The sequence below is a fragment of the Bradyrhizobium genomosp. III genome (assembly GCF_000261705.1).
Classification (GTDB): domain Bacteria; phylum Pseudomonadota; class Alphaproteobacteria; order Rhizobiales; family Xanthobacteraceae; genus Bradyrhizobium; species Bradyrhizobium ottawaense.
The window spans coordinates 1-12,148 of sequence record NZ_AJQF01000237.1; the positions used below are offsets into that span (position 1 = coordinate 1).

Here is a 12,148-nt window from a genome sequence, read left to right on the forward strand (position 1 = left end):
ATAGGATGCGGTCGGGGCAAGCGCGGTCAGCGCCAACACCGCCGCGGTGGCAAGAACGGCCTTTCGGCCCGCAAACTTGGAGAATCGCTCGAACATGTCTTGGGCCCTCCTTGGGACCTGGAATGGACGCCTGCGGACAGGCTCATGCCTTTCAAACCCGCACAGCCTAAGTTGGGTTCCCCAACCCCAACACAAGCTGAACGGGGTTGCGTAATCGTGCCGCAACCGCCGCTCATCTGCCGTTCATGTTGGCGCGGAGAAACTGGCCGCAGCCGGCTGCCGTAAAGCGTCACGAAACCATAACAATGCGGAACCCGGCGCAATCGATGTCAGGATTCAAGACGACCGCCCTGCGTTGCCTGCTGGCTCTCTCGATCTCGCTTGCAACGCTCGTTGCACGCGATGTCAGTGCGGCCGAGACCGCTGCGCCGTCCGTTGCGATCCATTTCACCTTCGACCGCCCGCTCGACGCGAGCATGGCGCCGTTCTTCCTAGCGGCGAAGGACGGCAGGTTCAGCGCCGAACGTCTCAACGTGTCCTTCAACAGCGCAGCCAGCTCGCCGGAGGCGCTCGCACGCGTCGCCAAGGGCGACAGCGAGCTTGCGCTGATCGACATCAACGAGCTGATCCGCCTTCGCGACAAGGAGGACTCGACGCCGGTCAAGGCGGTGTTCGTGCTGTTCAACCGCGCGCCCTACGCGATCGTCGCGCGCAGGAGCCGCGGCATCCATCTCTTGCCCGATCTCGACGGCAAGACCGTCGGCGTTGCCGACGGCGACCTGTCGATGCGGCTGTGGCCGGCGCTGGCGCAGCAGAACGGCATCAAGGCATCGCGCGTCAGATTCCACAAGATTGGCGCTGCGGTCCGCGAGCCGATCCTGTCCGCAGGGCAGGTCGATGCCGTCGCAGGCTTCAACTATCTCTCCGCGGTGAACCTGCGCAACCGCGGCGTGCCCGGAGCCGATCTCGTCGTGCTGCGTTATGCCGATTATGGCTGCGAGGCCTATGGCTTCGCCGTGGTGGTCAATCCCGCCTTCGCCGCGGCGAAGCCGGACGCCGTGAAGGGCTTCGTCCGCGCCTTGATCGCCGGCATCAATGCGACCATCAAGGAGCCGGCACGTGCGGCGGACGAGGCCGCTGGCCGCATCGACGACGGCGACCGCGACCTGGAGCTGGAGCGCCTGCGCACCGTCCTCGTCGACAACATCCTGACCGACGAGGTCAGGCGCAACGGCCTCGGCGGCATCGAGCCCGCGCGCCTGGAACGCTCGATCGACCAGATCGCGCAGGACTTCAAATTCCGCAAACGGCCCACGGCGGGCGACATCTTCGACGACCGGTTCCTGCCGCCGGTGGCGGGGCGGCTGATCAACTGAGCAAAACTGACAGCTTCTGCTATATCTCCCGCGCGATCCCTGCTTAAAATACGGGCTCCGTTACCCCGCTCGAGTTCGTTGCCCGCATGCCCATCCTCCGTCTCTACACACGTGTTCTCGAGCTGCTCGGCAAGGAGGCGCGGCTGGGCTGGCTGCTCGCGGTCGCCAACCTCCTGCTCGCTGCCTCGCAATTCGCCGAGCCCGTGCTGTTCGGGCGGATCGTCGACGTGCTGTCGGGCAAGACGGTGGCCGGGTCGAGCTCGGCCTGGCCGTTCCTGGTAGCCTGGGTCGCGTTCGGGCTGTTCACTATTCTCTGCAGCGCGCTCGTGGCCTTGCAGGCCGACCGGCTCTCGCACCGCCAGCGCCAGGCGGTGCTGACCGATTATTTCGAGCACATCCTGCAATTGCCGCTGACCTTCCATTCCGGCACCCATTCGGGCCGGCTGATGAAGGTGATGCTCAACGGCACCGACGCCTTGTGGCGGCTGTGGCTCGGCTTCTTCCGCGAGCACTTTGCCGCGATCCTCTCGGTCGTTGTGCTGCTGCCGCTGTCGCTCTACCTGAACTGGCGGCTCGCGATCCTGCTGTTCGTGCTCTGCATCGTCTTCACCGCACTGACGACCTTCGTGGTGCGCAAGACCTTCGGCATGCAGATGGCGGTCGAGGAGCAATATAGCGAGCTGTCCGCGCGCGCCTCCGATGCACTCGGCAATGTCGCGCTGGTTCAGAGCTTCGTGCGCGTCGAATCCGAGGTGAAGGGACTGCGCTCCGTCGCCGACGAGTTGCTGGCCGCGCAGATGCCGGTGCTGTCATGGTGGGCGCTCGTCACCGTCATCACGCGCGCCTCCACCACCATCACCGTGCTCGCGATCTTCACGCTCGGCATCGCGCTGCACGACCAGGGGCTGACCTCGGTCGGCGAGATCGTGATGTTCGTGAGCTTTGCGACGCTGCTGATCCAGAAGCTCGAGCAGGTGGTGAGCTTCATCAACAACGTGTTCATGGAAGCGCCCCGCCTGCGCGAGTTCTTCAATGTGCTCGACGCCGTGCCCGCAGTGCACGACCGGCCCGACGCGATCGACGCCGGCAGGCTGTCCGGCCTCGTCGAGTTCAACGACGTCACCTTTTCCTATGACGGCAAGCGGCCGGCGATCGAGGACCTCACCTTCACCGCGCTGCCCGGCCAGACCATCGCGCTGGTCGGTCCGACCGGCGCCGGCAAATCCACCGCGATCGCGCTCCTGCACCGCGCCTTCGACCCGCAATCCGGCTTCATCAAGATCGACGGCATGGACGTGCGCGGCGTCACGCTGACCTCGCTGCGCCGGAATATCGGCGTCGTGTTCCAGGAGGCGCTGCTGTTCAACCGCTCGATCGAGGAGAATCTGCGCGTCGGCAAGCCGGACGCGACCGAAGCCGAGATGCGCAAGGCGGCCGAGCGTGCCCAGGCGCTCGATTTCATCGAGCGCAGCGGTGGCTTCGAGACCAATGCCGGCGAGCGCGGCCGCATGCTCTCCGGCGGCGAGCGGCAGCGGCTGTCGATCGCCCGCGCGCTGCTGAAGGATCCCCCGATCCTGATTCTGGACGAGGCTACCTCCGCGCTCGACGCCCTCACCGAGGCCAAGGTGAATGCCGCTCTCGACGAAGTGATGAAGGGCCGCACCACCTTCGTGATCGCGCACCGGCTCTCCACCATCCGCAACGCCACGCGGATCCTGGTGTTCGAGAACGGACGGGTGATCGAAAGTGGAACTTTCGACGAACTCGTGGCCAAGAGCGGCCATTTCGCCGAACTCGCCAGGGCCCAGTTCATGGTTCACGAGACCACACGGGCCAGTGTGACAGCCGCAGAGGCTGGTGCGACTGCTGCCAAATCCCCCTAGCAAGTCCCCACAGGATCGTCGAAATTCGGCCTATTTCATTGCGGAATACCCCGCTCATGCCCCTGTTCTCGACGCACCAGCCGGTATAGGTTTGCGGCGCCGCAAGCGGCGGCGCTGGATTTCAGAACCGACAATCAGATCACGAGCACCGCCCGTATCAGGCGGGTCTCCAAGGACCGGAATCGGATAGTGCACGCCCTACGCCCGCTGCTTCGCAAATCGCTGTTCAACCTGTTCGCTGCCACGCTCGCATGTGCCGCGCTGCTCGCGCCGCGCGGGGCGAGTGCCGAAGCGCTGCTGCTGATCGAGGCCGACACCGGTAAGGTGTTGCAGGCCGATAATGCGACCATTCCCTGGTATCCGGCCTCCGTCACCAAGATCATGACAGCCTATGTGACGTTGAGGGCGGTCAAGGACGGCAGGCTGACGCTCGACACACTGCTCACGGTTTCGCCGACGGCGGCCTCGCAATCGCCCTCGAAGATGGGGTTCCGTCCGGGAACGCAGCTCACCGTCGACAACGCGTTGAAGATGATGATGGTCAAGTCCGCGAACGACATGGCCGTGGTGCTCGCCGAAGGCGTCGGCGGTTCGATCGACGGTTTCTCCGCGATGATGAACGATACCGCGAAGAAGCTCGGCATGACGCAGACCAGCTACGTCAATCCGAACGGCCTGCCCGCCGACGGCCAGATCACGTCGGCGCGCGACCTCGGCATCCTCGCGCGCTCGTTCCTGCGCGACCTGCCGGAATACGAATACTTCGTGCACATCCCGGCGATCCGCTTCGGCAAGCGAACCACCGGCAATTTCAACAAGCTGATCGGCCGCTATCCCGGCGCCGACGGTTTCAAGACCGGCTTCATCTGCGCCTCCGGCTACAACCTCGTCGCCTCGGCCACCCGCAACGGGCGCCGGCTGATCGCGGTGGTGCTCGGCGCCAATTCCGGCACCGCGCGCGCGGTGAAGGCGGCGCAGCTGTTGGAGCGCGGCTTCAGCCAGGACAATCTGACGTGGCTGCGCCCCTCGCTCGGCACGGTCGATAACCTCGTGCCGGTCGATGCCTCGCCGCCGAACCTGCGCGACGAGATGTGCGGCGGCCATCGCAAGCGGCCGGCCAGCGACGACGACGATGCGCTGATTGCGGCCAATGGCGGCACCAGCGGATCGGCCTCGGCCACCGGCGGCGAAGCCCAGGTGACCTTCTTCACCGCCGGCCTCCAGCCGCCCCTGATGAAGGCCTCCGAGCTGATGGCCTCAGCTCCCGCGGCGGCCGAGCCCGTGCTGGTCTATACCGGCCCGACCCGCACCGGCACCGCCCTGATCGCGGCGGTCGCGGCCGATGCCGACCAGCAGGCCGCGTCAAAGCCGCGTGGCAAGAAGTCGCGCGTGGCCAAGAAGCCTGACGCGGCCGACAAGCCGAAAGACGCGGGCAAGGACGCCGCCAAGGACACCAAGACAGCGGCCGTGAAGCCTGTCGCCAAGCCGGCTGAGGCCAAGGGCAACGATAAGAGCGACGCGAAGACCGCGGCGAAGCCGGCGGCGCCCAAGCATGCTGCCGCCAAGCACGACGCGGCGGCAAAACCCGCCGAGAAGCCCGCGGCTAGCAGCGATCCGAAGCCCGCCAAGCCCAAGGCCGCGACAAAGCCCGCCGCCAAGCCGGCCAACAACAGTTAACGGCGCGCCGAGCCGGGACCCCGCGCTTCGCACCTGCGGCAGCGCGGTAACTCGACGATTCCGGTAGCCACTCCCTGACCGATGTCTTAAGCCTCGACGACTTGCCACCCGTTCCGGCAGGCTCGATACTGGCAGCAATGAGGCAAGCCCGAGACACAGCGGGCTCTGGTAGATGAGGGGAGTTTTCCATGGAGCGCATCTGGCTCAAGCAATATCCGCCCGGCGTGCCCGCCGATATCGAGCCGACCCAATACGCATCGCTGGTCGATCTTCTTGAAGAGAGCTTCACCAAGTTCGCCGACCGCAAGGCGTTCATCTGCATGGACAAGTCCATCAGCTATCGCGACCTCGACCAGATGTCGGTCGCGCTCGCCGCCTATTTGCAGGGCCGCGGGCTGCAGCGCGGCGCCCGCATCGCCATCATGATGCCGAACGTGCTGCAATATCCGATCGCGACCGCCGCCGCGCTGCGCGCCGGTTTCGCGGTGGTCAATGTCAATCCGCTCTACACCCCGCGCGAGCTCGAGCACCAGCTCAAGGATTCCGGCGCCGAAGCCATCATCGTGCTGGAGAACTTCGCCCACACCGTCGAGCAGGTGATCGCCAGGACGCAGGTCAAGCACGTGATCGTCGGCAGCATGGGCGACCTGCTCGGCTTCAAGGGCGTGATCGTCAATCTCGTCGTCCGCCGCGTCAAGAAGATGGTACCGGCATGGTCGCTGCCGGGCTCGATCTCCTTCAACGATGCGCTGTCGGCCGGCCGCGGCATGACCTTCAACAAGCCAAAACTCTCGCCGGGCGACGTCGCCTTCCTGCAATATACCGGCGGCACCACCGGCGTCTCCAAGGGCGCCACCCTGCTCCACCGCAACATCGTCGCCAACGTCCTGCAGAACGACGCCTGGCTCCAGCCGGCGCTCGCCGCGCCGCCGCATGTCGACCAGCTCATGATCGTCTGCGCGCTGCCGCTCTATCACATCTTCGCGCTGACGGCCTGCTACCTGCTCGCGGTGCGCGCCGGCGGCTGCAATCTCCTGATCCCCAACCCGCGCGACATCGCCGGCTTCGTCAAGGAGCTGGCGAAATACCAGGTCAACAGCTTCCCGGCCGTGAACACGCTCTACAACGGCCTGATGCACCACCCTGACTTCAAGAAGCTCGACTTCTCCAAGCTGAAGATCTCCAACGGCGGCGGCATGGCGGTGCAGCGCCCCGTGGCCGATCAATGGAAGGCGATCACCGGCTGCTTCATCGCCGAGGGCTACGGCCTGTCGGAGACTTCGCCGACGCTGACCTGCAATCCGGCAACGGCAACCGAGTTCACCGGAACGATCGGCATTCCCGTGCCATCGACCTACATCTCGATCCGCGACGACGACGGCAACGAGGTGCCGCTCGGCCAGGCGGGCGAGATCTGCGCCAAGGGTCCGCAGGTGATGTCGGGCTACTGGAACAGGCCCGAGGAGACCGCCAAGGTGATGACCGCGGACGGCTATTTCCGCACCGGCGACATCGGCATCATGGACGAGAAGGGCTACACCAAGATCGTCGACCGCAAGAAGGACATGATCCTGGTCTCCGGCTTCAACGTCTATCCGAACGAGATCGAGGAAGTGATCGCGAGTCATCCGGGCGTGCTCGAATGCGCCGTGATCGGCATCCCCGATTCCAAGTCGGGCGAAGCGGTGAAGGCTTTCGTGGTGAAGAAGGATCAGAACCTCACCGCTGAGGCGGTGATCAAATTCTGTCACGAGCAGCTCACCGGCTACAAGGTGCCCAAGCACATCGAATTCCGGAGCGACCTGCCCAAGACCAATGTCGGCAAGATCCTGCGACGCGAGCTGCGCGACGAGAAGAAGGCTCAGGCGGCGTAAGCGCGTCGCCGATTCATGACCGCGGTCGGCGATATCACGCCATCGGGCATTCTCGCCTTCTGGCGCGAGGCCGGCCGCGGGCGCTGGTACAAGCGCAACGACGTCTTCGACGCGGAAGTCAGGCGCCGCTTCCTTGCTTTGTGGCAGAAGGCGGTCGCCGGCGAGATCGCTTCATGGGAGGCAAGCGATGACGGCGCACTCGCGCTGGTCATCGTACTCGACCAATTCCCCCGCAACATGTTCCGCGGCACGCCCCAGGCCTTTGCCAGCGATGCGCTGGCGCGCGACGTCGCCCGCCGGGCGATCGATCGCGGTGTCGATGCCAGGGTCGATCCGGTCCTGCTCGAATTCCTTTATTTGCCCTTCATGCATTCCGAGCACCTGCCCGACCAGCTGCATTGCGTCGCGCTGTTTCAGAACACCGAGAAGGCCGAAAACTTGCAATACGCCCGGGAGCACGCCGACATCATCCAGCGGTTCGGCCGGTTTCCCCACCGCAACCGCCTGCTCGGCCGCGACAGCACCGAGGAAGAGCAGGCCTTCCTCGACAAGGGCGGCTTCGCCGGTTGATGACATCACGGTGAAGGGGCCCCACCCTCACCGCTTCGCCCGCCAGCAATATTGTGCAGGCCCGCGGCACGGTCTAATAAGCGGGATCGATATTCAGGGAGACCGACAATGGCGATCCAGACTGGCGACAAGCTGCCCGAGGCGAAATTCCGCGTGATGACGGCGGAAGGCCCGCAGGTGAAGACCACCGACGATATCTTCAAGGGCAAGAAGGTGGCGCTGTTCGCGGTGCCCGGCGCCTATACCGGCACCTGCCACAAGATGCATCTGCCGAGCATCTTCCTCAACGCCTATGCCTTGAAGGACAAGGGCGTCGACAGCATCGCCATCGTGTCCGTCAACGACGCCTTCGTCATGAACGCCTGGAAGCGCGACACCGACCAGCGCGACGAGGCCATCTTCCTCGCCGACGGCAATGCCGATTTCACCAAGGCGATCGGCATGGAGCTGGACGCCTCCGCCAACGGCCTCGGCATCCGCTCCAAGCGTTATTCGATGCTGGTCGAGGACGGCGTGGTGAAGAAGCTGAACCTCGAGGCGATGCCCGGCAAGGTCGAGGTCTCCGGCGGGGATACGCTGCTCGGGCAGCTGTAAGGCGGCCACCGCTTTCAGCCAATCACTCGGTGTCGTCCCGGCGAACGCCGGGACCCATACTCTCAGGGTGGAGTAGCGGAGCGAGCTGGTCACCACGAGTCTTCGCCAAACTCGACCCGGTGGGTATGGATCCCGGCTTTCGCCGGGATGACGGCAGTGAGTGGAGCGCCGGCAGCCCCCTACTCCGCCAGCCTCTGCTGCAACCTAGCCTTCACGATCCCGTCCCGCGCCAGCTGATCCGCACGCTCGTTCTCGGGGTGGCCGGCATGGCCCTTGACCCAGTGCCAGCGGACCTCGTGCTGCTTCAGCGCGGCATCGAGGCGCTGCCATAGCTCGACATTCTTCACCGGCTTCTTGTCGGCGGTGCGCCAGCCGTTGCGCTTCCAGCCATGAATCCAGCCGGTGATGCCCTGCCGGACATACTGGCTGTCGGTGTAGAGATCGACCGTGCACGGCTTCTTCAGCGCTTCGAGCGCCGAGATCGCCGCCATCAGCTCCATCTGGTTGTTGGTGGTGTGGCGCTCGCCGCCGTTCAGCTCTTTTTCCTTGTCGCCGAACTTCAGGATCGCGCCCCAGCCGCCCGGCCCGGGATTTCCCGAGCAGGCGCCATCGGTATAGATCGTGACATTGGGAAGCTCGCTCACGCGACCAATCCTGACGGCATCAGCCCATAATCGCGTACGCTCGTCACGCTCTGGTGGAAGCGCAGCTTGCGGACATATTCCAGCGGATCCTTCGGCTTGACCAGCGCGCCTTCGGGGACGTTGAGCCAGTCGACCAGCCGCGTCAGCAGGAAGCGGATCGCAGCACCCCGCGCCAGCAGCGGCAGTGCGGCCTCTTCGGCCTCGCTCAGCTTTCGCACGCGGCCATAGGCATTGAGGAAGGCGCGCGCCTTGGTGACGTTGAAGGAATGATCCGGCTCGAAGCACCAGGCGTTGAGGCAGATCGCGACGTCATAGGCCAGCATGTCGTTGCAGGCGAAGGTGAAGTCGATGATCCCCGAGAGCTGGTCGCCGAGGAAGAAGACGTTGTCGTTGAAGAGGTCGGCGTGGATCACGCCCTCCGGCAGATCGCCCGGCCAGATCCCGCTCGAGAGATGGTCGAGCTCGGTCGCCAGGAAAGCGCGCAGGCCCGGCTGCACCTCGTCGGCGCGGTTCGAAGCCGCATCGAACAGGGGCCGCCAGCCCGCGACCGACAGCGCATTGGCGCGCCGAACCGCAAAATTCGCACCGGCCAGATGCATCTTCGCCAGCGCCCCGCCGACACCGGCGCAATGGGCCACGTTCGGCTTGCGCGGCCACATGCCTTCGAGAAAGGTGATGATCGCCGCGGGACGCCCCGACAGCTCGCGCAACGCCTCGCCGTCTCTTCCCTTCACCGGCAGCGGGCAGTTGATGCCGTGCTCGGCCAGATGCGTCATCAGGGCGAGGAAGAACGGCAAATCGTTCTTCGCCACGCGCTTCTCGTAGAGCGTGAGGATGAACGAGCCCTCGGTCGTATGCAGCAGGAAGTTGGTATTCTCGACGCCCTCGGCGATGCCCTTGTAGGAGAGCAATTCGCCGAGCTCGTATTGCTTCAGGAAATCCGCAAGCTCGTCGGCGGCAACGTCGGTGTAGACCGCCATAAAGGTCTACTCGGCGGCGGCTTCGGGGCGCACCTGACGCGGCAGCGGGAAGAACTCGTTCTCCTCCGCGGCCGAGACCGTCTCCACATGCAGCGTGTAGCGCTCGGCGAAGGCGTCCATGATCTCCTCGACGATCACTTCCGGCGCGGACGCACCCGCGGTGATGCCGAGGCTCTTGATGTTGCCGAACTTGTCCCAGTCGATGTCGGTGGCACGCTGCGCCAGCACCGCAATCCCGCAGCCCTCGCGCTCGGCGACCTCGCGCAGGCGCTGCGAGTTCGACGAATTGGGGGCGCCGACGACGATGAGCGCGTCGACCACCGGCGCCACCTTCTTCACCGCGAGCTGGCGGTTGGTGGTGGCGTAGCAGATGTCTTCCTTGTGCGGCCCGTTGATGTTCGGGAAGCGCTCCTTCAGCAGCGCCACGATCTCCGCGGTGTCGTCGATCGACAGCGTGGTCTGGGTCACGAAGGCGAGGTTGTTGGGGTCCTTCGGGGAGATGGTCTTGGCGTCCTCGGCGGTCTCGATCAGGGTCACGGCGCCGGTCGGAAGCTGGCCGAGCGTGCCGACCACTTCGGGGTGATGGGAGTGGCCGATCAGGAAGATCTCGCGGCCACGCTTGAAGTGGATCGCGGCCTCGCGGTGCACCTTGGTCACCAGCGGGCAGGTCGCATCCAGCGAGAACAGATTGCGGGACTGGGCGTCGGCCGGAACCGATTTCGGCACGCCATGGGCCGAGAACACCACCGGCGCGCTGGTGTTTTCCGGGATTTCGGCCAGCTCCTCGACGAAGATGGCGCCCTTCTTCTTCAACCCGTCGACGACATACTTGTTGTGCACAATCTCATGGCGAACATAGACGGGGGCGCCGTACTTATCGAGCGCCCGTTCCACGGTGTCGATCGCCCGGACCACCCCGGCGCAGAAGCCACGGGGAGAACAAAGCACGATCTTGAGGTCTGGTTTGGCTGACATTGAGCGATCTCGGGACCGAATCACCTCGCCAAATGGGCGGGAGGCGGTCGATGGATGGAATAGGGCTTGGGTACGGGCTTACAGGGAATTGGGCCCCCTTTCGGGCGCTGTCAAGGCACTATCTATAGCAGAACCATTGCGTGGCTACCCCCTCCGGGCTTATATAGCGCGAATTCCCAGTCATCGCTGATGACCACCGGTTTCGCCTCCAGAGGGGTGGGCGAAGCACAAAGGAGATTTGCCATGAGCAACGCACCTCTGATGCCCAAGGCGACCGCCGTCTGGCTGCTCGACAACACCGCGCTGACCTTCGACCAGGTCGCCGATTTCACCAAGATGCATCCCCTCGAGGTGCGCGCAATCGCCGACGGCGATGCTGCCCAGGGCATCAAGGGCATGGATCCCCTCTCCAACGGCCAGCTGACCCGCGAGGAGATCGAGAAGGGCGAGAGGAATCCGGATTATCGGCTCCGCCTCCAGGAGAGCAAGGTGGTGCTGCCGCCCCAGCCCAAGCGCAAGGGCCCGCGCTACACCCCGGTCTCGCGCCGCCACGAACGTCCGAGCGCCATCCTCTGGCTGCTCCGCAACCATGCCGAGCTCAAGGACGCCCAGATCATGCGCCTGGTCGGCACCACCAAGAGCACCATCGCGAGCGTGCGGGACCGGACCCACTGGAACACCTCCCAGCTGACCCCGATCGACCCCGTCACCCTCGGCCTCTGCTCGCAGATCGAGCTCGATTTCGAGGTGGCGCGCGCGGCCAAGGAGAAGCCGATCGACGCAGCCTATGGCGGCGCCACGCTGCTGCCGGCCTCCGAGACCACCAAGAAGGACGAGTTCGAGCCGGCCGAGCGATCGAACGACGACCTCAACCTCGACGCCGTGTTCGCCAAGCTGAAGACGCTCGGCGGCAAGAAGCAGGAAGACGAGGAGGAGTAGTCCCTCTCCCTCTCTTCCGTTCGCTTCAAACGCAAAAAGCGCGGCAGGAAACCTGCCGCGCTTTTGTTTTTCCCCCTCTCCCGGTGGTCGTCCCCGCGAACGCGGGGACCCATAACCCCAGGGAGAGGTTTGGCGAAGACTCGTCGTTCGGTACTGCGCTTTCTATCGATAGCTTCCGCGGTATGGGTCCCGGCGTTCGCCGGGACGACAGCGGAATTCGTTGCTCTACGCGAGCGCTCCTCAGAACTTGTACGTCACGCCCGCGCCGACCAGCCACGGATCGATATGCGCGGTGCCGGTGACCGGCAGGCCGGAGACGGTGGCGCTGTAGTCCGGACGCAGCCAGAGCTTCTTGACGTCGACGTTGAGACCCCAGTGCCGGTCGATCATGTAGTCGAAGCCGAACTGCACGGCGCCGCCCCAGGCGTTGCTGACATGCAGGTTGGTGGTGGTGGCGACGATCGCGGGCGGACCGGCGATTGCGGCAGGCGAATTGGCCGCGGAATTGTTGAAGAACACGGTGTAGTTCACGCCGGCGCCGACATACGGCTTGAACGCGCCGAACTGGTCGAAGTGATATTGCAGCGTCAGCGTCGGCGGCAGCAGCGTGGTCTTGCCGATCGGCAGGTTCGCGAG

The 12,148-nt window shown here is 65.0% G+C and carries 11 protein-coding genes; 7 read left to right on the plus strand and 4 right to left on the minus strand.

The window, feature by feature from the left end; genetic code table 11:
- Positions 1-326 precede the first annotated feature (326 nt).
- The 6 genes from IC66_RS0120770 (at position 327) to IC66_RS0120795 (ending at position 7,974) form a co-directional block, all read left to right on the plus strand.
- Complete coding sequence (locus tag IC66_RS0120770) at positions 327-1,376, plus strand: ABC transporter substrate-binding protein (protein WP_038948861.1); 1,050 nt, start codon at positions 327-329, stop codon at positions 1,374-1,376.
- A gap of 86 nt (positions 1,377-1,462) precedes the next feature.
- Positions 1,463-3,259, plus strand: coding sequence for a glucan ABC transporter ATP-binding protein/ permease (locus IC66_RS0120775; RefSeq protein WP_038948862.1), 1,797 nt, complete (start codon positions 1,463-1,465; stop codon positions 3,257-3,259).
- A 189-nt stretch (positions 3,260-3,448) separates the two neighbouring features.
- Positions 3,449-4,936 carry a D-alanyl-D-alanine carboxypeptidase family protein gene (locus IC66_RS0120780; protein ID WP_038948863.1) on the plus strand — a complete coding sequence of 496 codons (1,488 nt, stop codon included), beginning with the start codon at positions 3,449-3,451 and terminating at the stop codon, positions 4,934-4,936.
- Positions 4,937-5,124: 188 nt separating this feature from the next.
- A complete protein-coding gene (locus IC66_RS0120785; protein ID WP_028140696.1) occupies positions 5,125-6,810 on the plus strand; it encodes a long-chain fatty acid--CoA ligase in 1,686 nt (561 codons plus the stop codon).
- A gap of 15 nt (positions 6,811-6,825) precedes the next feature.
- The gene (locus IC66_RS0120790) at positions 6,826-7,380 is read left to right on the plus strand and encodes a DUF924 family protein (RefSeq protein WP_038948864.1); all 555 of its coding nucleotides are present in this window, start codon (positions 6,826-6,828) and stop codon (positions 7,378-7,380) included.
- A gap of 108 nt (positions 7,381-7,488) precedes the next feature.
- On the plus strand, positions 7,489-7,974 hold the full coding sequence (locus IC66_RS0120795) for a peroxiredoxin (protein ID WP_018321314.1): 486 nt from the start codon (positions 7,489-7,491) through the stop codon (positions 7,972-7,974).
- Positions 7,975-8,153: 179 nt separating this feature from the next.
- Here IC66_RS0120795 and rnhA read toward each other — a convergent pair whose 3' ends face one another.
- From rnhA to ispH, 3 genes are read right to left on the minus strand one after another with little or no spacing between them, the layout of a single operon-like run.
- Positions 8,154-8,618 (minus strand): ribonuclease HI, encoded by a 465-nt coding sequence (gene rnhA / locus IC66_RS0120800; protein WP_038948865.1) that lies wholly within the window; start codon positions 8,616-8,618, stop codon positions 8,154-8,156.
- Positions 8,615-9,598, minus strand: coding sequence for a homoserine kinase (locus IC66_RS0120805; protein WP_028140699.1), 984 nt, complete (start codon positions 9,596-9,598; stop codon positions 8,615-8,617). The genes rnhA and IC66_RS0120805 overlap by 4 nt, the downstream gene beginning before the upstream one ends.
- 6 nt (positions 9,599-9,604) lie before the next feature.
- Positions 9,605-10,573 carry a 4-hydroxy-3-methylbut-2-enyl diphosphate reductase gene (gene ispH / locus IC66_RS0120810; RefSeq protein ID WP_028140700.1) on the minus strand — a complete coding sequence of 323 codons (969 nt, stop codon included), beginning with the start codon at positions 10,571-10,573 and terminating at the stop codon, positions 9,605-9,607.
- A gap of 243 nt (positions 10,574-10,816) precedes the next feature.
- Here ispH and IC66_RS0120815 point away from each other — a divergent pair, with 243 nt between their 5' ends.
- Complete coding sequence (locus tag IC66_RS0120815) at positions 10,817-11,512, plus strand: DUF1013 domain-containing protein (RefSeq protein ID WP_028140701.1); 696 nt, start codon at positions 10,817-10,819, stop codon at positions 11,510-11,512.
- Between the two features lie 240 nt (positions 11,513-11,752).
- Here IC66_RS0120815 and IC66_RS0120820 read toward each other — a convergent pair.
- A partial coding sequence (locus IC66_RS0120820; RefSeq protein WP_038948866.1) for an OmpW/AlkL family protein occupies positions 11,753-12,148 on the minus strand: 396 nt, incomplete at its 5' end.